This window comes from Vibrio ishigakensis (assembly GCF_024347675.1).
Taxonomy (GTDB): domain Bacteria; phylum Pseudomonadota; class Gammaproteobacteria; order Enterobacterales; family Vibrionaceae; genus Vibrio; species Vibrio ishigakensis.
Genome location: NZ_AP024881.1, coordinates 2,109,016 through 2,135,748, shown reverse-complemented (window position 1 = coordinate 2,135,748; position 26,733 = coordinate 2,109,016). Strand labels below are relative to the sequence as shown.

Genomic DNA, 26,733 nt, shown 5'->3' with positions numbered 1-26,733 from the left:
AGTCTGAAGACCTCGGGATATAGATAATTAATAGTCAGTTGAGGGGAACAACTGAACCAATAGAAAACAGGAGAGGCTAGCCTCTCCTGTTTCAGTCATTAAAGACCAGCTAGACGAGCTGTGTCTTCTGCAATTACTAGCTCTTCGTTAGTAGAGATAACCATTGCAGGGATGCGGCTGTCAGCAGTAGTGATAGTACCTTCACCACCGAAGCGCGCTTTAAGGTTAGCTTCGCCGTCAACTTCGATGCCGAATACGCCTAGACGGTTAAGAACCATCTCACGGATTGGGCCAGAGTTTTCGCCGATACCACCGGTAAATACGATAGCGTCTAGACGACCTTCTAGAGTCGCAGTGTAGCCAGCAACGTACTTGGCTAGACGGTGACAGAACACGTCCATTGCGCGAGTTGCTTCTTCTTTTCCACCGTAGTTGTCTTCAACGAAACGACAGTCAGAAGTCACTTCAGTTAGACCTTGTAGGCCAGACTCTTTAGTTAGCATAGTGTTGATTTGATCAACGGTGTAACCTAGAGAGTCGTGTAGGTGGAAGATGATAGCTGGGTCGATGTCACCACAACGAGTACCCATTACTAGACCTTCAAGAGGAGTTAGACCCATAGAAGTGTCTACAGACTCACCGTTTCTGATAGCACATACAGATGCGCCGTTACCTAGGTGGCAGTTAATGATGTTTAGTTCATTAGCTGGCTTGCCTAGTTGCTCAGCTGCTTCGCGAGCGATAAATAGGTGAGAAGTACCGTGCATGCCGTAGCGACGGATGCCGTGCTCTTTGTATAGGTTGTATGGTAGAGCGTATAGGTAAGCTTCCTGAGGCATAGTCTGGTGGAATGCAGTGTCGAATACTGCAGACATTGGTAGACTTGGGAAAGCTTTTTGAGCCGCTTTAATACCAACGATTGCAGCTGGGTTGTGAAGAGGTGCTAGAGCTGCACAGTCTTCGATACCTTTTAGTACGTCGTCAGTGATAAGCGCTGACTCAGTGAACTTCTCGCCGCCGTGTACAACACGGTGACCGATAGCTGCTAGGCTCTGAGATAGTTCTGGTTTAGAAGCTAGGATAGTGTCTACGATGAAAGATAGAGCTTCATCGTGAGCTGCACCGTTACCTAGTTCAGCTTCGTGTTTACCATCCAGTTTCCACTTGATACGTGCTTCAGGAAGGTGTAGACACTCCGCAAGACCGGTTAGGTGCTCATCACCGTTTTCCGCATCAACGATTGCGAACTTCAGAGATGAACTACCGCAGTTTAAAACTAAAACTAGCTTTGACATGATTAGATACCTGTTTATTATCTGAACAACTCAGAAACAATTGAATTTAGTCTTCAAGAATAGACGAAATTTTTTTCTGTTTTCGCCACTCTATTTAAATGTGCAACAAAATCCTTTTGCTGTCCGTATAACGATTACATTCCTTGCGATCGAACCTCGCCCTCGCCTAAGATGTAGGTAAGAGAGGCAAAGGCCTCAAATCGCGGACAAGGATAGCGATAATGGGGAAATATAACAAAAAAAATTGAAAAATCCTTATCCGTTATCAATTTTTTCTCGGTTTTTTTTAAATGTTCAACTTTTTTAGCAAGAAACGATATGGTTGAGAAAAGCGGTATGCTGCATAGATTAAGAGAAGGTCAGGTCTATATGGACCTTTGGCCAATGCGCAAAGAGTTGATGCCTATATTCCCAGAGCAGCGCATTATCAAAGCAACTCGATTCGGTATTAAGGTGATGCCTGCGGTAGCGGCCATCAGCGTGCTGACCCAAATGTCATTCCAAAACATGAGCGGTCTGCCTCAGGCGATCATCATTGCGGTATTCGCATTGAGTATGCCAATACAAGGTTTCTGGTGGTTGGGGACGCGCTCCAAGACCTTACTTCCGCCTTCACTCGCAAGCTGGTATAGAGAGATACATCAAAAGATTGCCGAGACAGGTATGGCGCTCGAGCCGCCTAAGGCTAAGCCAAGGTATAAAGAATTGGCACAGCTTCTAAACCGAGCCTTCCGCCAGTTGGATAAAACCGTGTTAGAGCGCTGGTTCTAACCTTTATTAAGACCTTTCAAAAGCAGTCCACAGTGACTGCTTTTTTTATGCCCAGTTCCTTCCAATATTGCGAAGTTACATTCCATTCCCGAAGTAGCACACATTTTTTGATATACCCAATCTCCTACATTCAAACGTTTGCGTTATTTGAACTAATTTATAACTTTTTAACCTTTTGCTTAAAAAGTGGTTACAAATGCGCTCAAAATATAGATTCATCGCACGATAACTGGTAATAATGGTTAAGTTTTCCACAGCTTTCTGCGTTTAGTGGACCAAGGACTCTTCAACCCAACTGGTTGTTACATCAAGGAGATAAGATGAAAACAAACAAAATACTCGCCGCAGCTTGCCTGATTGGTGCCACCTTAATCACTAGCACCAGCGTACTGGCTAAAACTGCAAAGGTTGCGGTTTCTCAGATCGTTGAACACCCTGCATTGGATGCTACCCGCCAAGGTTTAGTCGATGGCCTAAAAGCGCATGGCTATGAAGAGGGCAAAAACCTAGAGTTTGATTATAAAACCGCGCAGGGTAACCCAGCGATTGCCGTTCAGATTGCGCGCCAATATGTGGGTGAGCGCCCAGACGTGCTAGTGGGTATCGCTACCCCTACTGCTCAGGCACTAGTATCTGCAACCCGCGACATCCCAGTGGTATTTACCGCAGTAACTGACCCTGTGGGTGCAAAGCTAGTTAAACAACTAGAGCAACCGGGTAAGAACGTGACTGGCCTTTCTGACCTTTCTCCTGTTAATCAGCACGTTGAGCTTATCCAAGAGATCATGCCGGATGTGAAAACCATAGGTGTGGTGTACAACCCAGGTGAGGCGAATGCAGTGAGCCTAATGAAGCTTCTTAAAGAGAGTGCTGAGAAGCACGGTCTGAAAATTGTTGAAGCGACTGCGCTTAAGAGTGCAGATGTTCAGAGTGCTACCCAAGCGATCGTAGAGAATTCTGACGTTATCTATGCCCTTATCGACAACACGGTAGCCAGTGCCATCGAAGGTATGATCGTAACTGCCAACCAAGCTAAGACACCTGTATTTGGCGCAGCGACTTCTTATGTTGAGCGCGGCGCAATCGCAAGCCTTGGCTTTGATTACTATCAAATCGGTGTGCAAACAGCTGACTACGTAGCGGACATCCTGGATGGTAAGAAACCAGGTGAGATGGACGTTAAGGTAGCCAAAGGCTCAGACCTTGTTATCAATAAAACAGCGGCAGACAAGCTAGGGGTTAAAATCCCTGAAGCGGTAATGGCGCGCGCGACAAGCGTTAAATAATCGAACGGTGCGGAGCTTGCCTCCGCACTTTCCCAAGCTTGGCTTGGGGTTTAAGCAGAGAAGGAGTTTTTATGTCTGCTTTTGCGTTTTTTGGCGCTCTTGAAATTGGCCTTATCTATGGCCTAGTTGCCCTCGGGGTATACCTTACCTTCCGTGTTCTCGACTTTCCCGATCTTAGCGTTGACGGCTCTTTCCCTATGGGTGCAGCGGTAGCCGCTACCGCGATTGTAGCGGGTATTAACCCTTGGATTGCTACAGGTATGGCGATCATCGCCGGTGGCATGACAGGTTGGGTGACGGCTTTCCTAGCGGTGCGCTGTGGCATCCTGCATCTACTGGCATCCATCTTAACCATGATCGCAGCATTCTCGATCAATATCCGCATCATGGGTCGACCGAACATGGCATTACTTGGCGAAGATACCATCTTGACGCCATTTGAATCCCTTGGGGATCCTATGTTGATGCGCCCGCTGGTGGTGGGTGTATTAGTGCTTTTGTCGGCATTTTTTATTGTACGTCTACTCAATAGTGATTTTGGCCTTGGGCTACGAGCGACGGGCGTGAACGCCCGTATGGTTCGAGCGCAAGGTGGCAGCACGGCGTTTTATACCTACTTTGGTCTCGCACTGTCTAACGGTTTTGTTGGCTTTGCTGGTGCACTGTTCGCACAGACCAACAGCTTTGCAGATGTGACCTCAGGTGTGGGTACTATCGTGGTCGGTTTAGCGGCTGTGATTCTCGGTCAAACCTTGATTCCCGGTAGAAAGATCTGGGTGGCAGTAACCGCAGTTATTGTCGGCTCAGTGCTATACCGCCTTGCTGTGGCCTTTGCCCTTAGCACCGGCATGTTTGGCCTGCAGGCATCGGATCTAAACCTAGTCACAGCGGTTCTGGTTGCCGTTGCGCTCATCGCTCCGAAGATGAAGAGCCAATATAAAACCAAGCAGAGACTGAAAGCGGCGCGTAATTCATCGGAGGCAACATGATAGAGCTTAAAAATATTCAGGTTACCTTCAACCCCGGCACGATTTTGGAGAACCGCGCCCTGCGTGGGGTGGACCTTGTGGTGCCTGAGCATGAGTTTCTCACCGTTATCGGTTCCAACGGCGCGGGTAAATCCACTTTGCTAGGCGCAGTCACCGGTGAGACCCCTATGATTGATGGTCAGGTGATCATCGATGGCAATGATGTGACCCGTCGCAGTGTCGACCAAAGGGCTGATCTGTGCGCGCGAGTATTCCAAGACCCGCTAGCAGGGACCTGTGGTGACCTGACCATAGAGGAAAATATGGCACTGGCGTATCGCCGAGGTCTAAGACGCGGTTGGAGCTTAGCGCTTTCTAGCAAGCGCCGTAAGGTATTCCAAGACCGTATCGCTATTCTAGGTTTAGGCCTTGAAGACCGCCTTGGAGATAACATAGGTTTGCTTTCCGGTGGTCAACGTCAGGCAGTCAGTTTGGTTATGGCAACACTGTCTGAGAGTAAGCTACTGCTTTTGGATGAGCATACCGCAGCCCTTGACCCAAGAATGGCCGCTTTTGTTATCGACTTGACCAAGAAGATCATCAAGGAGTTTAACCTTACCGCCATGATGGTAACTCACTCGATGAAGGATGCTCTGGCTTGCGGTGACCGCACTGTGATGCTCCATCAGGGTGAGATTGTGTTGGATGTAGCAGGTGAGCAGCGTGCTAATATGCAGGTGCCGGATCTTCTTGAGATGTTCACTAAGGTTCGTGGTGAAGAGCTCACCGATGACAGCCTACTTCTGAGCTAGTTCCTTACTCAAATCAATAGCTCTACAAAGCGTGATCACGTGCAGACTTGTAACGAATCGCGCTTTTTTATATCCCTAACTTTCTCTACCTTGAGTGCAAATTGTTCCGCTCTGGAGTTTGCATGACAATGCCTTTCCTATTCCATCCGCAATCCGAGGATGGCTTATCGTTTGACGGCACACATCTGACCGTCACCCTGCACATTGAACCTATCCAAGACATCAGTAAGGTAGTGCTTAGGCACGAGCCGGATAACGAGCAGTTCTTCGTAGAAATGTCTCAGCTTGAGGATAAGGGTAGGCTACAAACTTGGCAGGCACGCTTTCCTATCAACCAAGATAGAGACGTGACCCACTATGTATTTAAGGTGCAAACCACAACGGCGCAATACTGGCTGGATGCCCGTGGCGTGACCAACCGCATTCCGCCAAAAGAGTATCACTTTAAGTTTAATGCTGAGCACCGTCCGGCTGATTGGGTACAAAGCCAGGTTTTCTATCAGATCTTCCCTGACCGTTTCTGCAATGGCAATCCAGGGATTGGCGTGCGCACTGGTGAATACGCCATTAAGGATGGTACGGTGCCGGCAGTGGAGTCCGAATGGGGCACGCCAATAAACCAAGATAGCTCAATGTCGGTACAGTTCTTTAACGGCGATATTGCGGGCGTATATTCCAAACTGGATTACCTGCAAGAGCTAGGCATCACCACCTTGTACCTAAATCCAGTATTTAGCTCGCTCAGTAACCACAAATACGACACCACAGACTACTTTAACGTCGACCCGCACATCGGCACCAATGAGGAGTTGGCTGAGCTTTGCCAAGAGGTGCATCGCCGCGGTATGCGTATCGTGCTAGATGCGGTATTTAACCATACGTCAGCGGAGCACCCTTGGTTTGATAAGAGTGGCCGTTTTGAGGGTGGGGCTTTCCATAACACAGACTCTAAATATCGCGACTATTACTTCTTCGATGGTGATAGCCAGAACTATGAAGGTTGGAATGGGGTGTCCAATCTTCCCGTGCTCAACTTCGACAATCCAGAAGTACGTGAGTACATCTATGACTCACAAGATGCAGTGATCAAGCACTGGCTACGACCGCCTTACAATATCGATGGCTGGCGTTTCGATGTGATACATATGTTGGGTGAGGGTAAGGGCGCGTATAACAATGCTCACTATGTGAAGGCATTCCGCGAAGCCACCAAACAAGAAAACCAAGACGCCTTGGTGCTTGGTGAGCACTTCTTTGAGGCAACTTCATGGTTGCAAGGTGATCAGGAAGACGGCGCCATGAACTACTATGGCTTTGCTCATCCGGTGCGTGCTTTCTTTGCTAACCAAGATATCGCTTATGATCCTATCTCGCTGACCTGCGAAGAGTTTAAGCAGTGGCTACTAGAAGCAAAAGCTAAGGTGCCTTGGCATAACCAGTTGGCGCAACTTAATCAGCTGGATAGCCACGATACCGCTAGATTCATTACTCTTCTTGAGGGTGATGAGCAGCTGATGAGTCAAGCAAGTCTATTCTTGATGGCTTACGTAGGCGTACCTTGTCTCTACTACGGCACTGAGGTGGGTCTTGAGGGTGAAAACGATCCAGATAACCGTCGCACCTTCCCATGGGAGCGAGTAGAAACCTCAAAATGGCTTCCTTACTACAAGAAGATGCTGGAGCTTCGCCATCAGTACAAGGCACTACAAAGTGGTGACATTCTATTCTTGGATGCGGAAGAGCAGTTGGTGTTTGCCCGCAGTCTCGGTGATGAGAAGCTAATTACTGTGCTCAATACCAAGTCTGATAGTGCTGAGATTCGTATCCCAGTATGGCAACTGGGTATTGAGAGCGGGGATGCAACCTCTGTTCTGACTAACTCATCTTTCAAGATTGAAAATGGTGAGCTGGTGGCCAAGCTAGAAGGAAAGGGCGCCGAGCTTATCAAGCTATAGAATGAAAATTGCCAGCATCTAGCTGGCAATTTTTCGATTGTTCGAATCTTTAAACGGTAGCCATCAGCTCTTGATGGTAGGCCTGAATATGTTCCACGATAGGAGCGGCCTTGTTAAAGGTGCGGATGTTGTGGAACAGCTCTTTCGCTTCAGGGTACTGCTGGCGTAGATAAGCAAACCACTGTTTGACGCGGTTAGGGTAGTAAAGTCCCTTGTCACCCTTCATCTCATATTCTGAGTATTTCAGCAGTAGCGTCACTACCTCAGTCCAAGGCATTACGGCCTGATTGTGTTTTACCACATTGCCAAGGTTAGGCACGTTAAACGCGCCACGGCACACCATCAGCGAGTCGATACCCGTGCTTTCGATGCAGCGCTGACCATCTTCAAAATTCCAGATTTCACCATTAGCGATAAGTGGCATCTTGGTGTGTTGACGGATCTTAGCGAGATAGTCCCAGCGGATCTGATCGGCGCGATAGCCACCCTCTTTGGTGCGGGCATGCACAGTAAGCTCATTTGCGCCTGCGCTTTCTACCGCACTTACGATCTCAAAGCAGTCGTCTGGGTTTTCCCAACCAAGGCGGATCTTAGCCGTAATTGGTACCTCAGATGGCACTGCCTCGCGACACGCCTTGATGATTTGATACATCAGCTCAGGCTCTTTTAGAAGCACAGCGCCGCCCTTGCTCTTGTTAACCAAGCGGGCAGGGCAACCAAAGTTTAGGTCGATACCGGCAGCACCTAGCTGATAGGCCTTATAGGCATTCTCTGCCATCCACTCTGGGCGTTGACCGAGAAGCTGAAGGTGTACTGGTGTGCCTGATTTGGTTTTAGAACCCGTTAGTAGCTCTGGGCAGAGCTTATAGAAGGAACGGTCTGGTAGCAGCTGGTCACTGACGCGCACGAACTCAGTGACGCATAGGTCATAGTCGTTAATGTCAGTAAGGATTTCTCGCATTAGGTGATCGAGAACGCCCTCCATAGGGCCGAGTACAAGACGCATTGGGTTCTACCTTCAATTTAGGGACGGGCGATTTTAGATGCTTTTGCCTAAAATGTCACCGACATTATCCCGCCCTATAGCGAGCCAAGGCTTTTTCACTCATACTAGGCGCAAATTCGAGTTTGGAATAAGAAAATGAGCGATTTGATTAGCTTTGCTGACGACTATCAGGGTGAGAGTGGCTATTTTTGGGAAGGGGCAATACTGGCTTCGAACCTGACGGTTAAGCCGTTAGAGCCCGAGAACTGGGCTGCAGACCTGTTTGGCGAGGATTTTGAACAGGCTAAGCCGACTATCGTTGAGCACATCAATGGTCAATTTGCCAAGCTCAAGGCGAACCAGTATTCGGCCCTAGAGTTAGCATCAGGCAATCAAGATAATCTAGCTGATTTTGCCGAGGGCTTTCTGTCGGTATGGCCGACCGTAGAGCAAGACTGGCAACAGCTAGAGATCGCAGACGGTACCATGCGTATGCTATCGGCGCTGTTAACGACTATGTCGCTATTGATGGATGAAGCTCAGACCCATGAGCAGATGAAGCAAGCGGGCTTTGAAGAGCTGCCACGGCTTAGTGACCTTCAGCCTCAGCTAGACCTTATGATCAACGAGGTAGCGCAAGCGGCAGACGAGTTGATGGTAGGGAACAAGAGTCAGTCTCTAAACCCATACAAGGATGTGGGTCGAAACGACCCATGCCCATGCGGAAGCGGCAAGAAATTCAAAAAGTGCCACGGCGCTTAAAACAAAAAACGCACCTAGGTAGGTGCGTTTTTTAATGCTTATTCTTCCTCAGGAAGCTTAACGTTGAGCTCCAAAACAGCGATATCATCGTGCTTGTGCTCAAAGCTCACATCGACCATGTTCGGGTCAACATCAACGTACTTACTGATCACCTTCAGGATATCAGCCTTAAGCTCAGGCAGATACGCTGGCGCTGGGTCGTCTTGACTGCGACGCTCAGCAACGATGATCTGCAGGCGCTCCTTAGCAAGGTTCGCCGAGGTCTTCTTTTTTGGGCGGAAAAACTCAAGTAGTGACATAGATTAACCCCCGAATAGACGCTGGAAGATGCCTTTTTTAGGCTCGGTTAGGAAGCGGAACTCAATGGTCTCGCCAAGCAGACGCTGAATGGTATCTGAATAAGCCATACCTGCGTCAGATTCATTATCAAAGATAACCGGCACACCCTTGTTAGACGCATTTAGAACTGCTTGGCTCTCAGGGATAACACCTACAAGGTCGATGTGAAGGATCTCTTCTACGTCTTGTACGCTCAGCATCTCACCTTGGTTAACGCGCGTCGGGTTATAGCGAGTCAATAGCAGGTGGGTTTTAACTGGGTCTAGGCCAAGTTCAGCGCGGCGAGATTTAGAATCCAGAATGCCTAGGATACGATCTGAGTCACGTACCGAAGAAACCTCAGGGTTAGTGGTCACGATGGCTTCATCAGCGAAGTAAAGCGCCATTAGAGCACCTTGCTCGATACCTGCCGGTGAGTCACAGATGATGAAGTCAAAACCCATTTCGTCCAGATCATCTAGAACCGCTTGAACGCCTTCTTTTGATAGCGCGTCTTTGTCACGGGTCTGAGATGCAGGAAGAATAAATAGATTATCGGTGCGCTTGTCTTTGATTAGCGCTTGGTTAAGAGTCGCTTCGCCGTTGATTACGTTAACGAAGTCATACACCACGCGGCGCTCACAGCCCATGATAAGGTCTAGGTTTCGTAGGCCGATATCGAAATCGATAACAGCGGTTTTTTTGCCTGCTAGCGCAAGGCCTGACGCGATTGCGGCACTGGAGGTGGTTTTCCCTACGCCGCCTTTGCCTGAAGTAACAACAATGATACGTGCCATCATTTTATCCTTAGTTAAATTTTGAGGAGCTCGCTGTGAAGAGTTTCATCCTTCAAACTCAGAATCACCTTTTCTCCCCAGTGGTTTGAATCGATTTGCTCGCTAAGCCAATAGTTTCCTGCGATGGAAACTAATTCTGCTTGCATGTTGTGGCAGATTATTGAGGCGCCCTGCCCGGTTGCGCCCGCAAGAGCACGACCACGCAAAGTGCCGTAAATATGTATGCTTCCGTCTGCGATAACCTCAGCGCCTGCGCTCACATGGCTCAGGATTATCAGATCGCTGTCTTTAGCGTATATCTGCTGGCCAGAGCGCACCGGCGTGCGAACTATCTTGGTTGGAGTGATAGGTGCAGGGGCTTTGTCTGGACGGTTGGTTCCCGTCATTACTGCAAGGCCTGACTCGCGAGCCAATTTCTCGAGATGCTTATCGCTGCATTCGGTCACGCCCACAGGGATCATGCCGACGTTTTCAATGCCTTGCTTGAGTAGAAAGAGGTCGAGGTCAGAGGAAGCGTTCGATAGATTGATCACCAAGGGCGCCGAATTAAAAAATGCAGGAGCCTTGGATACCTTTTGGTCAAGGTATGCGATTGCAGATTGAGCGTCATGCTGGTGCATATGAAGCACGGTTAGTGGAAAGCTACTGCCTTTCAGATCTGGAGATTGAGACATGGAACCTAGCCTTGGCATATAATCAATTTCAGAGTATTCATGTTATATTTCATCGGGTGGGTCGACAAGTAATCTTATTGTCAAATGGTGCTTTTAGCTTCAAAATCCCTATAAAGCGGTGTTTTTAACATTTTTGTATTCTCAGTTTTAGAAAATCACTCGATATATCAAGGCATCTTATGATTTGCGCAATTTATAAAAGTAGTAAAAAAGAGGGTATGTACCTCTACGTTCCTAAGAAGGATGATTTCAGTCAGGTGCCAGATCAGTTGATGCAGATGTTTGGTAAGCCTGTCATTGTGATGATGATCAATTTAGCCACACGTTCTTTGGCACTTGTTGACGTAGAAAAGGTCAAAGAGTCTATGAACAAAGATGGTTACTTTTTGCAGCTTCCACCTCCAACGGAAAACGAGCTGGAAAAATACAAACAAAGAAAGCAACAAGGCGATAAGCCTGTGGAGTAGTAAATGGATTTTAAGCTGAGAACAGGGACGTTCGGATTGTTGTTAGGGGCACTGATTGCCCCAGTCCACGCAGACACCAGTTTGGTGGATCGTGATATTACCTTTGAGGCCTATGTAGAGACCTTAAAGAGCCAAGCCATAGAAGAGGGCATTCGCCCTGACACCGTTAATCAAGCCTTTGAAAACGTCACCTTTAAACACAGGGCTGTAAAGGCGGATCGCTCTCAACCAGAGCAAAAAATTACTCTAGAAGAGTACCTTCCCCGCGCTGTTCCCGGCTGGAAAGTCAAACAAGCGAAACAGCAATACAACAAACACAGAAAAGAGCTAGAGCGTATTGGCGATGAATATGGCGTACAGCCGCGCTTTATCGTTGCTCTGTGGGGGGTTGAGAGTAACTTTGGTTCTCTCACTGGTGGCTACAGCGTAGTGGATGCGCTGACCACTATGGCATTCGAAGGAAGACGCGAGACCTTTTTCCGCAATGAGTTGATGGATGCGCTTACCATTCTCGACCAAGGCCATATCACGGCAGATAAGATGAAGGGCTCATGGGCGGGTGCTATGGGACAACCCCAGTTTATGCCAAGCTCATTTTTGAATTATGCCGCTGATGGCAACGGTGATGGCACTAAAAACATCTGGACCAATGAAACGGATGTGTTTGCTTCGGCTGCCAACTATCTGCGCCAATCAGGTTGGAATGACAAATATACTTGGGGACGTGAGGTTAAGGTTACCAAACCTTTATCTGATCAGCTTTACGGTCGCCAGAAATCTCAATCCAAGACATTAGCAGAATGGCAAGCCCTTGGGGTTCGCAATCAGCAGGGCTTTGATTTGCCTGTGCTAACCGAGGACATAAATGCTTGGTTGATAGCGCCGGATTCACCCAATGGTCGCACCTATCTTGTGTATGACAACTATCAGGTGTTGATGAAATGGAATCGCTCCTATTACTTTGGGCTAGCTGTAAGTAAGCTAGCTGATTCACTGAAATAAAAAAGAGGCCGCTTGGCCTCTTTTAGCATCTCTAGACTTACTTTCCGTATTGCTCGCAAGCAATCATGGTGTTCTCAATAAGAGAGGCTACCGTCATTGGGCCAACGCCACCTGGTACAGGAGTGATATAGCTTGCGTTCTCTTTTGCTACGTCGTATTCCACATCACCAACAAGCTTGCCGCTATCTAGGCGGTTGATGCCTACATCGATAACCACAGCGCCCGGTTTCACCCAGTCACCTGGAATAAAGTTTGGCTTACCAACAGCAACTACCAGTAGGTCTGCTTGACGCACGTGACCTTCAAGGTCCTTGGTAAAGCGGTGACACGTAGTAGTTGTACAACCTGCCAGCAAAAGCTCTAGAGTCATAGGACGACCAACGATGTTAGATGCGCCTACGATCACAGCGTGCTTGCCGTGAGTTGGGATGTTGTAACGCTCAAGCAGAGTCACGATACCCTTAGGCGTACAAGAGCGCAGCTTTGGGATACGCTGTGCCAGACGACCAACGTTATATGGGTGGAAACCATCCACATCCTTCTCTGGAGTGATACGCTCAAGCACTAGAGTCGAGTCGATACCCGCTGGCAGTGGCAACTGAACTAGGATGCCATCGATCTCATTGTCTTGGTTTAGCTCATCGATAAGGTCTAGAAGCTGTTGCTCTGACGTTGTCGCAGGCAGGTCATAAGACTTAGATACAAAGCCCACCTCGTCACATGCACGGCGCTTACTGCCAACATAAACCTGAGAGGCTGGGTCTTCACCCACTAGCACTACCGCAAGACCAGGCGCACGCAGGCCGGCTTCGGTTCTCGCTTTCACTCGAGCGGCAACTTCTGAGCGAACAGTTTGTGAAATCAGTTTTCCGTCGATATTTTGAGCAGTCATCACATTTCCTAAAGTTTGGCGGTTCAAAATTTTGGCGCATTGTCGCAAAAATGTTTACGTTTTGCTACAGCGCAATCGTTTGCTTTGAGTAAAAGTTACACGCAGTGGATCTTTCTGGTTCAAAATTCAGCACTTAGATCATAATGCTATACAAAGCCGTTGACCATTGGATTACAGCGCTTATAATTCTTTTCTTGTAGCGCGCCCTTAGCTCAGCTGGATAGAGCACGTCCCTTCTAAGGATGTGGTCGTAGGTTCGAATCCTACAGGGCGTGCCATTCTTCAATGAAAGGCCAGATAATTCAATGAGTTATCTGGCCTTTTGCTTTTCTGTGGTGCCGTGGTGGTGCCGGTGGCAATAAGCCTGTTCAGCGTCCCTGCTTGAGAAAATCTAAATAGTCGAGAGTCATCGTGCTTATGTGACGTTTCATTGTTTTCTGTCCAGACTACATTAATGGGTTTGCATAAATAATCTTTGTTCGATGAACGATTCCAAGTCAACCACTCTATAAAAAACTTTTCTCCCAATTTTTACAAACGGGAGTTGATACCTACCTGTTGAAGCCCAAACCGCAAGTGTTCCTGGAGAAACTCCCAAGTACTCAGCAGCTTGGTTTCGATTCAGCATTTTCGTTTGAGTCAAAATGTCCATCATTTTAATTCACTTCCTTTAAAGACTATGGAATCTCAATTACCGTGCTTTTTAAGATAAAAGTCAGATTTACGAATGAGTTTCTAGATCCTGCTCCAGAAAATAACTGGTTAGTATGGTGGTGAATCTGATGTCAAGGCAGAGGCAACTCAGACTTCTCATGTTTTGTGCTCATTGAATATGAATGTAACGTTCTGTTTATGGTGGCACATTTCATTGTTTTTAAAGAGATTGGATTACTCCTTATTGAAGCGCACACAGTGCGAACCAAAGTGTCTTAGGACATTCCGCGTAACAGCACCAAAGGAGAAAGCCATGGGTACGATGACTCAATTTTCAAACCAAACTCACGCTCGAGTTGAGTATATGAAGTGGCCAGTGCATGAGCTCGTCAGAGCGAATAAAAAGCACTGGCAAAACGAGGGACAGGCCCCGCCTTTTACTTCGTCTAATTATCGCAAGCGAAATTAGACGAAGTACCCTTGAAGACACGAGCCCAGCATTGACAGGGCTCCCAGCAAAAACTCTTGGAAGTTTTTGGAAGTCAGTGGTCACCAACAAGACTTGGCCAGGTGATAAGACCTATAACGGTTTTCGTTATCACTCGAACGCAACCCAAGTAGACCAATGACTTAGCAACACAATAGCGAAACTGTAGATAGAGGATGCAATAAGCCGCTTACTGATGCCAACAGTACTGTCTACCGCTCCAGTAGAAGCACACAAATACGAGCATGCAATAAGGCCACTGGCCCCGCGATGGGGAAGCGTATTGTATTAAAGAGGCGTAATCATTTATCGATACAGAAGTGTGATTCTTCTGCGCAACATTCGCTATGTTGAGGGTTTACCCCAAAATAAAACGTAACTCGTCTACTTCGACTCTCTGGTTTGTTTACGTCTAATACCGAAACAATGGAGATGGTACGATGAAAAAGACCTACAAAGGTGTAATTCTGAAGGGATTACGCGATTTTTCTAAACTTAACTTTGGCTTACAGGCTCGTCAGTTGGATAGAGCACTGATAAACGCGAGCTTAGAGCAAGTTGGGGGGACAAAAAACAACACCCACTTGGCGAGGTTGGCAGCATGCCGTGATTTTGCCCAATTTGTTAAAACTGAGACGGACGTAAAACGTCTCGAGCACCTATCTAAATCCCACATAACCCAGTATGGGGAGTACCTGAGAGAGCGCTTTGAGCGTGAACACATCAGTTGCAGCACCGCTAGAGATTATTTGAGTCACGTAAACAAGTGCTTAGAGCAGGCCAGAGGTGACGATTCTCTCAGAGTCCGTGCCACTAAAGAACTGGCTTTTCCGCCCAAGTCTGGCATTGCCCTAGAAGATAAGAGTGTGCCTGAATCCCTCCACAAGAAGGTGCTGGGCCAAGTGAGTGAGCCTGTGGCGGTGGTATGCAGTCTGCAACGTGCATTCGGCCTACGAATGCGAGAAGGCTCGTTGCTTGATTGTGAGAAAGCTCTACAGGAGGCTATGCGCGATAACCAGATTAGTATTAAACGAGGAACCAAAGGGGGCCAAGCACGTGTCGTGCCGATAACAAACACCGAGCAGCTTAATGTTCTTGAGCGAGGTAAAGCGCTTCAACAGCGCATCAATCACGACAACGCTACTCCAAGCTCTTTGAGCTTCAAGGCTTTTCAAACCTCAGCCTACAGGGAGACCAAAAACGCAGATGAGACCTACCTCTCTCATGGAGAGCGTAAGCATTTCGCGAATACACAATACGAGTTAAAAATGGGCGCATTGTCACCCGTAAGAGCAGGGATAGCGCATGGCAAAGCACATCATGAATACCTTGCGAAAACGCTCAATGTCTCCCTTTCTGAGGCGAAAGTAAGAGATAAATCAGTCCGACTCGAAATCTCTAAGATGCTTGGGCACCATCGTATCGGAATCACCAATGCCTACTTGGGTTGACGGGTAAATCCCTAGGGGAAATAACGTTTAACGTTAAATGTTATATAACGATTTTCGTGTCAACAAATACGGTAAATCGTTATAGGTTTGGAGAGGTTAGAGCAAGATAAAGTCGCAACACTGTCTGCTCGCTCTGTCAGTTTGACTATAGGGGTTGAGTTCACTGAAATGAGGGATGCATGTGAATCAACATACTTATAGACAGATTAAAACCATTATGGCGCCTTACACTAAAAAAGGGCTGCCCTACAGAACTAAACAAGTGAAAAGGCTGACAAGCATATTTGAGGACATCTTTGAGCATGAGCCTTATCTGCATGAAAAAATAGAAGGGGTGGGTCATCGACAAATCACCGGCTATTTTCGAAGGATAAGCGACCAATCTTTAAAGACTCGTAAAGAAAAATACCGAGTATTGCGACTGTTTTTTGCCTTTGCAAACATCAAAGTTCGAATTCCACTACAACATTAAGCCAAAAAAGGGCATAGCACTGTTGCTATGCCCTTTCTTCATCTATTTGCGATAGCCTGTTGCACAAACAACGAATGCACAGGTCGGAATGGTAAGGTTTGTAGACACGCCAGCAAAACACCAATCTGTGCGAACATCGTTTTTGTCCTTCGTGGTTACCATTGGGAAGTGCATCGAAACTATGGTGTGTCCTTCAAGTCCTAGCTTAAACACAGCATTATTGAACGCATCTTCAGAGTAGTAAGGCTCTCTCGGCTCTTTATCTAGTTCAACACAATAGTAAGGTGAACCTTTGGTGCTTTGCGGTAGGTCGAAAGCAAAATTTGTTCTTTTCATAATAAACGTCCCATGTAATTGATGTTTGATATGCGAGATGGCCATCTACACAATCACCATACATGAGTCGGAAAGAGCACCAAATTGATGGCTTACAGGTGTTGGTAGTTTCTGTCAAAGCGGTCTCAATGCGATGTTCTTAGTTAACTCATAAAAAAGCGTGACAAACATTTTTTATGTCGTGCGAATGCATACGTCGACGTATGTGCAAACTGATTTTTTCAGTTTGAGGGGCTTGAACCTTATGTTCGTCAGTCACTCTACACCCAATTTGGAATCAAGATGTATTGTATGGGGGCATGTGCACTACCGTCGAATCAAGGGATATCCCAATGGCGGAAGTAAAGGTCGGTAGCCAAATGACGAAATAAGTTGCCTCACTGTATCTGCTAGGTGAGGAGTTGCAACAAATGATAATAAACTACCGATTGTGTGACTGGGATGGGGCGAGGGCTTTACACACAGCGCAGGGCAGACCGAAATGCTAGTTGGAAAAAAGCAGATTGGCCGCGACCAAACTTGTATCTAAATCGTAAGTTTTATCGATTTTGGGTAGGGGCGGTGTAGCCGAAATAGGCTAAAATACTCAAGTACTGCCTAGAGTTTTGTTAAGAATAGATACCTTTAAGTTATCTAGTAAAGCAAGAGGTCATCTTTGTATATTTGACATATGATTGTTTTCTTACCAGAAAAGATGCGATTGTAGGTTCAGTTCATGTGATGCATTGGAATCGAACAGAGGATCACTTTAAAGACACCGTTTGGATATGCGCATTTCATCATCGATGAGTCAGGAGGCTATGATGTCAGAGAAAGAAAGGAAAAATAAAACAACTGACATTTGGCCCCTTACTCCATCAATTGAGCGACTTAATATCGAAATACTTCGTATCATTAAAGAAACGGGGCAAGAAGGGAAAATTCGAGAACCAGACATTGAAGTATTGGTTGACTTGTTGGCAGCCATTGCGAGAGAAAATAGCCTTGGTGAATTAGCAGATAAAACAACGCCTATGATCGAGTCTGATTTGCTTAAATTCAAACATGCGGTAAAGCCTTTTGAGTATTCTTCGCTTCAATACAAACTCGTACAAGACCTAAATAGCATTGAGCGCAGAGCTGAAGAATATCCACTCCTTTCACCACAGAATGTCGGTGAGCTTTGTCGGCTTCCTAACCCTTCTTATGACGTTTTTAAACTGATTAGAGAGCAAAAACTACTTTCTTTCACGTTCGGTGAATCAAACACGTTTTTATTACCTGAATTTCAATTTAACTTGGCTTCCAACGAAACGTGGGAGCCCGTACCGTATCTTTGTGTGTTGTTCGCCGAAGTCAGTGATTGGATAGCTTTTGAATGGTTTACCACATATACAGCTGACCTAGGTATGACTCCTGCGGCAGCACTTCAAAACACTCACTTGCATGAGGAGCTAGCTGATTTAGCCGGCTTGTATGTTGGCGAATGTCGGTGTGCACATCTGAGCTTCTTAGGTTAAGAAATGCCTGTCCTTTTATCAGGCTACTGCTAGGGTTCTTTGGACCCATGCGCAAGTATGACGTTTTGCTTTTGATAGGGTTAGTTACTTAAAATCGAAAGAAATCTGATACTTTTTGAAACTACGCTTTCACTTTTTAATTAATAATGGAAATACAACTTCAATATGAGTTCACGTCGCAGAGCAGTGATTTTCCCCAGACACCAACGCATTCTCGAACAATTCGGTAAGAATATTGAGTTAGCTCTCAAGAGGCGGCGTATCTCACAGGAACTGTTACATCAGCGAACAGGGATATCAAAACCAACCTTACGAAGGGTTGTCAAAGGTGATTCAACGGTCTCTATTGGGCACTATATGGTTGTTTTGACAGTGCTGGGACTTGAGAGTGACCTCAGCATGGTCGCGAATGATTGTGAGCTAGCTCGTAAACTTGAGCTGATAGCCCAGCTCAAAAGTAATTCAAATAAATGAAACTTAATTGTTGAGTGGTTAAGCGAGTCTGGCTTGCTTAATCATCTAGAGGTTGAGTAGGGCTTTGCAGGTCGCCACAACAACATTAGACACATTTTCTTCGGTAAAATATAGAGTACAGTAACACTGACTGCATTGGATCTGCTTCATTCTATATCTTGGTTTTCTTGAAGGGATCTTTTAACTCTCTCCAAAACGTAATTTCAATGTTTGAGTGGCCTCGGGGCAGGTTGCTTGTTACTTATTTCATCAATCCAATACCGAGATACGATCATTTCGACTTCTGTTGAGTTCGCATCAACTGTGTTGATTTTTATGTTTGGTTGAGTGAAGATTCGAGGCTTGATCATCTACTGTCACGGACAGAGAACCAGTTATTTATGTTCACATAGAGCAATGCTCCATCTCAAACGCTAGTTTGTCCTAGACCTTTCTGAGTACTTTCAGGTTTTTGTCCTTCGTAGGTAACGTTACAGAATACCTCTTCTTAGCTTACCAATGAGTATCCATCAATAGTTATTTCCTATGTGATACCTCACTTTCCCTGCTAAAACGGTAGGTCCGATCCGCTGAAGTGGATTAATTCGTATTGTGTTCTAATATTATGATTCTCTTTGCCTAAATACGCCTAACTAATAAATAGGCGGTATCGGCTTGGTAGTGAGGGTGACTCCTTTGCCGAGACCCGGCTGAGAGAATGCTCTAAGTATCAATATCTATTTATCATTAGGACGTTACAAGCATGAAAGCAAACAACAAAACCGTGGGTAAAGTGGATTCAGAAAAACAGAGTCAAGTAGGCGCGGTTGACGACTCTCGTCGCTCTTTACTTAAAGCCAGTGCAGCAGTAGCAGCAGCGGCGACTGCGGCAGGTATTTCCGGAGTGGCAAGTGCTGCGACCCCAGAGGCTGAGAAAAAGTACGCGGATCCCAAGAAAGGGGTTTTACCACCAACAAAAATGAAGATTGATACCAATCGAACAGCTTTGGTGGTGGTCGATCCACAAATCGACTTTTTATCTCCAAATGGCACTGCATGGCCAGTAGTAGGCAAGAGTGTTGAGGAAAACCAAACAGTTTCAAATATTGAAAGCATGTTTAAAGTGGCGAAAGAGGTTGGTATGCCTGTACTTATCTCACCTCATTACTATTATCCTTGGGATAATGAACACCACTTTGGCGGCCCACTTGAAAAAGTCATGCACAACTTACCGATGTTTGTGCGCAAGGACCCATTGAGCTTAGATGGTTTTGAAGGCTCTGGGGCTGACTGGATGCCAGAGTTTAAAAAGTATATTAATGACGGGAAGACAATTGTTTGCAGTCCACACAAGGTTTATTCACTCCAACAGAATGACTTGAACCTGCAAATGAGAAAAATAGGTATTGATAAAGTAATTCTATGTGGGATGTCGGCTAACCTCTGTGTCCAGGCTCACCTATACGAGATGCTGGAGTTGGGTTATGAGGTGGCGGTTGTGCGAGATGCTACAGCGGCGGCTCAAATACCAGAGGGTGACGGTTATATGGCGGCACTGATTAATTACCGGATGGTTGCCAACGATTTGTGGTGGACCAAAGATGCGGTTGAGGTTGTTAAGGCGGCTTACAAAGCTAATCCTCCAACAATGAAGGACGATCATGGTCATTAGTCGTAGTAATGCGAATGTTTGATATGCAGGTAGTGAAGCGCTCGATGAATATCGAGCGCTTTTTTTGTGCTTGTAGTTAGAGTTCTATCCAAAAATAAAGCCCTAGCACTCGCGATTGCTGCTTGGTTAGCAATGATGGTTGTACTAATGCCTCTGGCTAACCTCGGGCTGTTTTGCTTGGCATTGGACATCAAGGTACCAGTAATGACATTTGTCCTTCACTTGGTGTTTGGCGTTGCGCTAGGTGTTTCGTACTCGAAGCTTACCAAGGGCTAATGGCTTACCAGGTGGCAATAAAGGAATTATTTGTGAATAGGCAAGGTACCTAACAGGATGAGATTCACATCTTCAAGCTGTAATGGACCAGCACCTTACTGTTCACTTTGTAAATTCATCTATATGCAACTAGCGTTAATACTGCATTTAAATTGGTGGAAGAGAGCTGTAAATGACCCACTAAATCGACACATAGATTGAAATCAATGAGTTAGAAAAAGAAGGTTCTAATGAAAGCATCAGACTTATTTGTAAAGGCACTCGAAAACGAAGGTGTGGAGTTTATTTTTGGCGTCCCGGGTGAAGAGAATCTCGATATGGTCGAGTCTTTGAGAAACTCTAACATTAAACTGGTGTTAACGCGTCATGAGCAAGGAGCAGCCTTCATGGCGGCAACCTATGGTCGGTTAACGGGCAAAGCCGGCGTTTGCATGGCGACGCTAGGGCCAGGAGCAACAAACTTCGCAACGCCTGCAGCTTATGCACACTTAGGCGCGTTCCCCTTGGTCATGCTGACAGGTCAAAAACCGATAAAGAAATCTAAGCAGGGTCAATTTCAAATCATTGATGTCGTAGGTTTGTTTGATCCCGTTTGCAAAATGTCTAAGCAAATCGTTCATGGTAATACTATCCCATCCATCGTTAGAGAAGCCTTCCGCCTTGCCGAGGAAGAGAGACCAGGTGCGGTACTGCTCGAGTTACCCGAGGATATTGCTAGAGAGGATTGTGATGCAAGCGTGATCACACCGCATCCTCGTTGGTATGCAAGGCCAGAGGATAATGTTATACAGCAGGCTGCAGACCTTATCCGTTCGGCAAAATTTCCTCTTGTGCTAGTAGGTGCAGGTGCCAACCGTAAAGCAACTTGTAAAACCCTGCAAAGTTTTGTCGAGCACCTTCAAATTCCTTTTTTCAATACACAAATGGGCAAAGGGGTTGTCGATGAACGACTTGATATGTGTTTGGGTACAGCCGCGCTCTCCACAGGAGATTATCTGCACGAAGCAATCGCTAATGCCGATTTGATTATCAATATTGGTCACGACGTGGTTGAGAAACCACCTTTCTTTATGCATGAAGACGATGAGAGAAAGGTTATTCACATCAACTATAAATCCGCTCAAGTCGATCAGGTCTATTTCCCACAGTTAGAAATTGTCGGTGATATCTCTGCCTCTATCGAACTCCTTAAGAACCACTTTGAACAGCCAATTGATTTCGACCGTTCCATCTTTAACCTGGTTAAAACCGAGGTAGAAAAACATCTGCTTGAGGGAGTGGATGATCCGAGATTTCCGATCGTGCCTCAAAGGCTGGTGGCGGATGTCCGTCGAGTGATGGCCGCTGGAGATGTCATTGCCCTCGATAATGGTATTTACAAGATTTGGTTCGCTAGAAACTACAAGGCATACCAGTCAAATACTGTACTTCTCGATAACGCATTAGCCACTATGGGGGCGGGTTTACCGTCTGCAATGATGGTTGCGAAAATGCACCCTAATAAGCGAGTAATGGCAATTTGCGGCGATGGCGGTTTTATGATGAACAGCCAAGAAATGGAAACCGCAGTGCGCTTGGGGCTCAACTTGGTTGTTGCTGTCCTTAACGACAGCTCCTACGGCATGATTCGTTGGAAGCAAGCCGCCGCTGGTTTTCAGGATTGGGGATTGGAGTTTAACAACCCAGATTTCGTTAAATACGCTGAATCTTATGGTGCAAAAGCAAGTCGTGTTCCGAGTGCAGAACAGTTAGTGCCCATTTTAAATGATGCTTTTGAGCAAGGCGGTGTTCACCTTATTGAAATCCCGGTGGACTATTCGGAAAACCAAAAGGTTCTGATTGATGAACTCTCCAAGAGAGCGTGTGTCGTATGCAAAAAATAGCCAAAGTTCGTAACCCTTTTGACCTCTCTGAAATAGGAGAAGTGCCTTTCACTGATTGGGACACGGTTGAAGGATTTCTAGCCGAAGCTTACCACCTGTATCGTCATCGAGCGCATTGGCAACCGAAACATAGACGCATTACGATTCTTGGCAACATTGCCAGAATTATGCAGGAAGAGTTTGAGCAGCTCGCTATGTTGATCGCTTCAGAGGGTGGGAAACCGCTTATCGATGCGAGAATCGAAGTAGACCGAGCAATTGCAGGCGTTCAGCTATGTATTTCGGAGTTGCAGAGTGAACGTGGTGTGGAGATTCCGATGGATCTTACTGCAGCAGGTGCTGGCAGAACGGCTTTCACCTCACGAGAGCCAATAGGGGTTGTGGTCGCTGTCTCTGCGTTTAATCACCCTTTGAATTTGATTGTTCACCAAGTTGCTCCTGCTATTGCTGTCGGTTGCCCAGTGATTGTTAAGCCAGCTATGGATACACCTTTAAGTTGTCAGCGCTTTGTTGAAATTGTCTATGAAGCGGGATTGGACGAGAGTTGGTGCCGAATGGTTTACCTTGAAAATGAGGTAGCATCGAAATTGATTACCGACCAAAGAGTCGCTTTCCTGACGTTTATTGGCTCAGCAAGAGTTGGTTGGATGCTCCGTTCACAATTAGCTCCCGGTACACGTTGTGCGCTGGAGCATGGGGGTGCTGCTCCAGTTATCATGGCTGAAGATGCAGATCTCAACAATGCCTTACCAGCTTTGATGAAAGGTGGGTTCTATCACTCTGGACAAGTGTGTGTCTCAGTGCAACGTGTGTTTGCTCCAAAAAAGTACGCAAGAGAGCTAGCGCAGCTAATGGCATCTGAGGCCAATAAGCTCGTTGTGGGTGATGCGAGAGAAGAGGCAACACAATGCGGTCCTCTGATTCGACCCGCAGAAGTGACCAGAGTTGCGCAGTGGGTCGATGAGGCGGTTCAAGAGGGAGCTGAAGTACTCTCTGGAGGGAAAGCTCTATCAGAAACCACCTATGCACCCACCATACTGTTTGAGCCTTCGCAGCAAAGCAAAGTTTCCCAAAAAGAGATTTTTGGGCCGGTGGTGTGTGTATACACCTACGATGACATCGATCAGGCTATTGAGTTAGCAAACTCTTTGGATGTGGCGTTTCAAGCTTCTGTCTTTACCGAAAACCAGGCCATAGCACAGCACTGTATAAAACACCTGGATGCTACCGCAGTTATGGTGAACGACCATACAGCGTTTCGGGTTGACTGGATGCCATTTGCTGGCCGACATACCTCGGGATATGGAACCGGTGGTATCGGCTACACAATGCATGACATGACCCAAGACAAAATGGCGGTGTTTAAACATGGCTAATTACCAATTTGTTGTAACAAAACTGACCGTTTTTTTAGTGATTTCATAAGGAGTTAAAATGGGTGATTTCATGTTTTCTGCCACCACTTTTTTAGCGAGTATGCTGATAGTCGTAATAGGTATCGTAATTCTGGCCGTCATATACATGTATATTGTGGATAAGAATCAGTACGAGCACGCGATTCGTAGGAACTATCCTTTTATAGGGCGTTTCCGATACCTATTTGAAAAACAGGGTGAATTCTTTCGCCAATACTTTTTCGCTCTAGATAGAGAAGAGATGCCATTTAACAGAGCAGAGCGTTCATGGGTGTATAAGGCCGCAAAAAACGAGGATCGCACCATTGCGTTTGGCTCGACACGCAGTCTAGACCCATCCGGTACGATCTTATTTTTGAATCACGCTTTTCCGGTAATGACTGAGGACGCCGTTCAACCTGCGGCTGTCACTATTGGTGAGTACAGCCGAACACCCTATACAACTAAATCTGTTTTCAACATATCGGGAATGAGCTTTGGCGCTTTGTCTGCACCTGCTGTGCGAGCACTTTCTAGTGGTGCGAAAATTGCGGGGTGTTGGATGAATACCGGAGAAGGGGGCCTGAGCTCATATCATCTTGAAGGTGGAGGCGATTTGGTCTTTCAGATAGGTACAGCCAAGTATGGAGTTCGAGATGAAAACGGTAAGCTCAGTGATGAGAAGCTAAAAGAGGTAGCAGCTCACGAACAAGTACGAATGTTTGAAATCAAGATGAGTCAAGGAGCTAAACCTGGGAAGGGAGGAATACTGCCAGGTCGTAAAGTGACTGCCGAGATAGCTCAGATTCGTGGCATCGAGGCGGGTAAAGATTCTATCAGCCCCAATGGACACCCAGAGATTAAGTCTGCTGCGGATCTGCTCGATATGATAGCTCACGTCCGAGAGGTGACAGGCAAGCCGGTTGGGTTCAAGTTTGTCATGGGTAATTCAGCTTGGTTAGAAGAGTTATTCGATGAAATAGAATCGCGTGGTATTGAGTCTGCTCCGGACTTTATTACGCTAGACAGTGCCGACGGGGGGACAGGGGCTGCTCCACAACCCTTGATGGATTATATGGGTTTACCTTTGAAAGACAGCCTACCTTTGATGGCAAAATTGTTGCGGGAAAGAGGCCTTGTGCCCCGAACTAAGTTGATCGCATCTGGCAAATTGATCACGCCGAGTAAAGTTGCTTGGGCATTGGCTTTAGGGGCTGACTTTGTTGTATCAGCCCGTGGTCACATGTTTTCACTGGGTTGTATTCAAGCACTTAAGTGCAATAAGGATACTTGTCCGACTGGCATTACGACACAGAATAAATCGCTACAAAAAGGATTGAATGTCGAAGACAAAAAGCAACGTGTAGCAAACTACAACAAGTATATCCATTACGGCGTCGGACTTATTGCGCACTCGTGCGGAGTGACCAATGCAAGAGACATTAAGATGGATCACGTTAGGGTTGTCACTGAGAATGGTTTGTCCATTGCACTTGATAAGCTCTATCAGCATCATGTGTGATCATGACGCGATTCGATCACATCTTAAGTTCCGACGGGCTTTATTATTACGGTACCTATAAAGGTTTTTCGGGACTAATAAACCAATACGTTATGATCTGAACGGCTACATCCATTAATGCTTGTAGCCGTATTGCAAACTTCGTTTCGAAACAACAAACTGAAAACGGCGCACAAAGCCTTAACAAAAGGTAGTTATCTAACCTTTGAAATTGGTTAGGAAGCGATAACAAAGTGGAAATAAAATCAACAACATAAGCGCAGTAGGTCTAGCCAAGGTAGTGATTTATCCATTCTTACTACACTGATAATGAAAAAGTTTGCCTATGTCATCAAGAGCGCTGTTTCTTTCTACCTACCAAGAGAGGGGCAAGCTTCTGGAGGTATTGGCATCCTCGCAAGTTGACGTTAGCTTACCAAAAGCTCTGCAGCTACAACAAGAGTAAAAAAACAGTATGGATATTATAAGCACTCTCTTTCAGGCACAACAATGTAATTAGTAAAACAGATGCCATATGTAATAGTGGTGTTACTTTGCTTAGGTAGAAACTAAGTTCCCTCTTAGGAGTCGTTGACAACAAAGTGAGAAAACCGATAGGAAAAAAGACACTTTCAGAGTCACTTATTACACATATTGGAACTTAGTATTGGCTCATATTGATTAGCAATTATCACTATAAACGTTATTTTGGAGTTAAATCATGTCAGTCCCTCAATCTGCAATTCTTCCTGGAAATGAACGCTTTGCACATTTTGTTTTATTAAATATCACGTCTAGCCATCAACAGGTCATTGAGTCATTAAAGACTCTATATAAAAGTACACAACAGATAAGAGCCGACAATGAACAATCGAGTATTCACTTAGCTATTTCATTTTCTGCGGATTTTTGGTCTGACATTCATTCTGCTTCGCCAAGTGAGCTGATTACTTTCCCCGGCTATGGTAAGAATAACATAGTGGCTCCCGCTACTGATGCGCATGTATTTTTGCATTTCCATTCTGCTCGGCCTGACCTTCACTTTGAACTTATGCAATCATTTTTGAAGCAGGTTGGTGAACACGTGAAAATTGTCGACGAAGTACAAGGTTACCGTTATCTAGACGACCGAGATATGACCGGTTTCATTGATGGTACAGAAAACCCAACGGACGATGATCGCGCAACCGTTGCCCTAATAGCTGAAGGTAAGTTTGCCGGAGGCAGTTATGTGATGGTACAAAAATTTGCCCATAATCTAAAGCCATGGCATAAACTCGAACAAAACAAGCAAGAGCGTATGATTGGCCGCACAAAACCGGATTCTGTAGAGTTGGATGATGTACCTAACAACTCACATGTGGGAAGAGTAGATCTCAAAGAGAATGGCAAAGGTTTAAAAATGCTTCGTCATAGTATGCCTTATGGCATGGTGAGTGAAGATCATGGACTCTATTTTGTTGGGTACTGCGCGCGGTTGTACAACATGGATAAAATGCTTAAGAGCATGTATGGTGAAATCGATGGGGTAACGGATATGATACTTAACTTTTCACAAGCCAAAACAGGTGCTTATTTCTTTGCACCAAGTGAAAGCTTGCTACTTTCAATATAGCCAATAGTTTTTTGACTATGGTCTCCTTCACAGCGTAATCTGCCTATATTATTGGG

Annotated in this window: 26 protein-coding genes and 1 tRNA gene; 19 read left to right on the top strand and 8 right to left on the bottom strand. The window is 46.1% G+C overall.

What is annotated here, in order from left to right; translation table 11 throughout:
* Positions 1–98 precede the first annotated feature (98 nt).
* Positions 99–1,295 (bottom strand): acetate kinase, encoded by a 1,197-nt coding sequence (locus Pcarn_RS09735; RefSeq protein ID WP_261833673.1) that lies wholly within the window; start codon positions 1,293–1,295, stop codon positions 99–101.
* A 318-nt stretch (positions 1,296–1,613) separates the two neighbouring features.
* On the opposite strand from Pcarn_RS09735, the gene yfbV reads away from it, so the two are divergent.
* The 5 genes from yfbV to malZ all read left to right on the top strand — a co-directional run bounded on the left by yfbV (position 1,614) and on the right by malZ (position 7,087).
* On the top strand, positions 1,614–2,066 hold the full coding sequence (gene yfbV, locus Pcarn_RS09730; RefSeq protein ID WP_261833672.1) for a terminus macrodomain insulation protein YfbV: 453 nt from the start codon (positions 1,614–1,616) through the stop codon (positions 2,064–2,066).
* 320 nt (positions 2,067–2,386) lie between these two features.
* Positions 2,387–3,352, top strand: a complete 966-nt coding sequence (locus Pcarn_RS09725) for an ABC transporter substrate-binding protein (protein WP_261833671.1) — start codon at positions 2,387–2,389, stop codon at positions 3,350–3,352.
* Between the two features lie 71 nt (positions 3,353–3,423).
* Positions 3,424–4,341, top strand: coding sequence for an ABC transporter permease (locus Pcarn_RS09720; RefSeq protein ID WP_261833670.1), 918 nt, complete (start codon positions 3,424–3,426; stop codon positions 4,339–4,341).
* The gene (locus Pcarn_RS09715; protein WP_261833669.1) at positions 4,338–5,132 is read left to right on the top strand and encodes an ABC transporter ATP-binding protein; all 795 of its coding nucleotides are present in this window, start codon (positions 4,338–4,340) and stop codon (positions 5,130–5,132) included. The genes Pcarn_RS09720 and Pcarn_RS09715 overlap by 4 nt, the downstream gene beginning before the upstream one ends.
* Before the next feature lie 122 nt (positions 5,133–5,254).
* Positions 5,255–7,087, top strand: a complete 1,833-nt coding sequence (gene malZ / locus Pcarn_RS09710; RefSeq protein WP_261833668.1) for a maltodextrin glucosidase — start codon at positions 5,255–5,257, stop codon at positions 7,085–7,087.
* A gap of 49 nt (positions 7,088–7,136) precedes the next feature.
* Here malZ and dusC read toward each other — a convergent pair whose 3' ends face one another.
* Positions 7,137–8,093 carry a tRNA dihydrouridine(16) synthase DusC gene (dusC, locus tag Pcarn_RS09705; protein WP_261833667.1) on the bottom strand — a complete coding sequence of 319 codons (957 nt, stop codon included), beginning with the start codon at positions 8,091–8,093 and terminating at the stop codon, positions 7,137–7,139.
* Between the two features lie 135 nt (positions 8,094–8,228).
* On the opposite strand from dusC, the gene Pcarn_RS09700 reads away from it, so the two are divergent.
* On the top strand, positions 8,229–8,834 hold the full coding sequence (locus Pcarn_RS09700; RefSeq protein WP_261833666.1) for a YecA/YgfB family protein: 606 nt from the start codon (positions 8,229–8,231) through the stop codon (positions 8,832–8,834).
* A gap of 38 nt (positions 8,835–8,872) precedes the next feature.
* Here Pcarn_RS09700 and minE read toward each other — a convergent pair whose 3' ends face one another.
* From minE to minC, 3 genes are read right to left on the bottom strand one after another with little or no spacing between them, the layout of a single operon-like run.
* Positions 8,873–9,133: a cell division topological specificity factor MinE gene (minE, locus tag Pcarn_RS09695; protein WP_261833665.1), complete on the bottom strand. Its 261-nt coding sequence runs from the start codon at positions 9,131–9,133 to the stop codon at positions 8,873–8,875.
* Positions 9,134–9,136: 3 nt separating this feature from the next.
* Positions 9,137–9,949, bottom strand: a complete 813-nt coding sequence (minD, locus tag Pcarn_RS09690) for a septum site-determining protein MinD (protein ID WP_261833664.1) — start codon at positions 9,947–9,949, stop codon at positions 9,137–9,139.
* Between the two features lie 14 nt (positions 9,950–9,963).
* Complete coding sequence (gene minC / locus Pcarn_RS09685; RefSeq protein WP_261833663.1) at positions 9,964–10,623, bottom strand: septum site-determining protein MinC; 660 nt, start codon at positions 10,621–10,623, stop codon at positions 9,964–9,966.
* 179 nt (positions 10,624–10,802) lie between these two features.
* Between minC and Pcarn_RS09680 the strand changes: the two genes are divergently transcribed.
* Together Pcarn_RS09680 and Pcarn_RS09675 are read left to right on the top strand one after the other, a co-directional pair.
* Entirely contained in the window at positions 10,803–11,090 is a 288-nt protein-coding gene (locus Pcarn_RS09680) for a YcgL domain-containing protein (protein WP_261833662.1), read from the top strand.
* A gap of 3 nt (positions 11,091–11,093) precedes the next feature.
* Positions 11,094–12,092 (top strand): lytic murein transglycosylase, encoded by a 999-nt coding sequence (locus tag Pcarn_RS09675; RefSeq protein ID WP_261833661.1) that lies wholly within the window; start codon positions 11,094–11,096, stop codon positions 12,090–12,092.
* A gap of 37 nt (positions 12,093–12,129) precedes the next feature.
* On the opposite strand, the gene folD is transcribed toward Pcarn_RS09675, so the two are convergent.
* Positions 12,130–12,984 carry a bifunctional methylenetetrahydrofolate dehydrogenase/methenyltetrahydrofolate cyclohydrolase FolD gene (gene folD, locus Pcarn_RS09670; RefSeq protein ID WP_261833660.1) on the bottom strand — a complete coding sequence of 285 codons (855 nt, stop codon included), beginning with the start codon at positions 12,982–12,984 and terminating at the stop codon, positions 12,130–12,132.
* Positions 12,985–13,185: 201 nt separating this feature from the next.
* On the opposite strand from folD, the gene Pcarn_RS09665 reads away from it, so the two are divergent.
* Positions 13,186–13,262, top strand: a tRNA-Arg gene (locus Pcarn_RS09665).
* Between the two features lie 173 nt (positions 13,263–13,435).
* Here Pcarn_RS09665 and Pcarn_RS09660 read toward each other — a convergent pair.
* Positions 13,436–13,612 carry a helix-turn-helix domain-containing protein gene (locus Pcarn_RS09660; protein WP_261835666.1) on the bottom strand — a complete coding sequence of 59 codons (177 nt, stop codon included), beginning with the start codon at positions 13,610–13,612 and terminating at the stop codon, positions 13,436–13,438.
* Positions 13,613–14,565: 953 nt separating this feature from the next.
* Here Pcarn_RS09660 and Pcarn_RS09655 point away from each other — a divergent pair.
* A complete protein-coding gene (locus Pcarn_RS09655) occupies positions 14,566–15,576 on the top strand; it encodes an integrase domain-containing protein (RefSeq protein WP_261833659.1) in 1,011 nt (336 codons plus the stop codon).
* A 181-nt stretch (positions 15,577–15,757) separates the two neighbouring features.
* Positions 15,758–16,048, top strand: coding sequence for a hypothetical protein (locus tag Pcarn_RS09650; protein WP_261833658.1), 291 nt, complete (start codon positions 15,758–15,760; stop codon positions 16,046–16,048).
* Positions 16,049–16,090: 42 nt separating this feature from the next.
* On the opposite strand, the gene Pcarn_RS09645 is transcribed toward Pcarn_RS09650, so the two are convergent.
* Entirely contained in the window at positions 16,091–16,384 is a 294-nt protein-coding gene (locus Pcarn_RS09645) for a hypothetical protein (RefSeq protein ID WP_261833657.1), read from the bottom strand.
* An 803-nt stretch (positions 16,385–17,187) separates the two neighbouring features.
* Between Pcarn_RS09645 and Pcarn_RS09640 the strand changes: the two genes are divergently transcribed.
* The 8 genes from Pcarn_RS09640 to Pcarn_RS09605 all read left to right on the top strand — a co-directional run bounded on the left by Pcarn_RS09640 (position 17,188) and on the right by Pcarn_RS09605 (position 26,677).
* Positions 17,188–17,883, top strand: coding sequence for a hypothetical protein (locus tag Pcarn_RS09640; protein ID WP_261833656.1), 696 nt, complete (start codon positions 17,188–17,190; stop codon positions 17,881–17,883).
* Positions 17,884–18,048: 165 nt separating this feature from the next.
* Entirely contained in the window at positions 18,049–18,357 is a 309-nt protein-coding gene (locus Pcarn_RS09635; RefSeq protein WP_261833655.1) for a helix-turn-helix domain-containing protein, read from the top strand.
* 742 nt (positions 18,358–19,099) lie between these two features.
* Complete coding sequence (locus tag Pcarn_RS09630; RefSeq protein WP_261833654.1) at positions 19,100–20,008, top strand: cysteine hydrolase; 909 nt, start codon at positions 19,100–19,102, stop codon at positions 20,006–20,008.
* A gap of 66 nt (positions 20,009–20,074) precedes the next feature.
* Positions 20,075–20,284 carry a DUF6789 family protein gene (locus Pcarn_RS09625; protein ID WP_261833653.1) on the top strand — a complete coding sequence of 70 codons (210 nt, stop codon included), beginning with the start codon at positions 20,075–20,077 and terminating at the stop codon, positions 20,282–20,284.
* A gap of 230 nt (positions 20,285–20,514) precedes the next feature.
* Positions 20,515–22,167, top strand: a complete 1,653-nt coding sequence (locus tag Pcarn_RS09620) for an acetolactate synthase large subunit (RefSeq protein WP_261833652.1) — start codon at positions 20,515–20,517, stop codon at positions 22,165–22,167.
* On the top strand, positions 22,155–23,543 hold the full coding sequence (locus Pcarn_RS09615) for an aldehyde dehydrogenase family protein (protein WP_261833651.1): 1,389 nt from the start codon (positions 22,155–22,157) through the stop codon (positions 23,541–23,543). The genes Pcarn_RS09620 and Pcarn_RS09615 overlap by 13 nt, the downstream gene beginning before the upstream one ends.
* A 58-nt stretch (positions 23,544–23,601) precedes the next feature.
* Complete coding sequence (locus Pcarn_RS09610; RefSeq protein ID WP_261833650.1) at positions 23,602–25,083, top strand: FMN-binding glutamate synthase family protein; 1,482 nt, start codon at positions 23,602–23,604, stop codon at positions 25,081–25,083.
* A gap of 700 nt (positions 25,084–25,783) precedes the next feature.
* Positions 25,784–26,677: a Dyp-type peroxidase gene (locus Pcarn_RS09605; RefSeq protein ID WP_261833649.1), complete on the top strand. Its 894-nt coding sequence runs from the start codon at positions 25,784–25,786 to the stop codon at positions 26,675–26,677.
* Positions 26,678–26,733 lie beyond the last annotated feature (56 nt).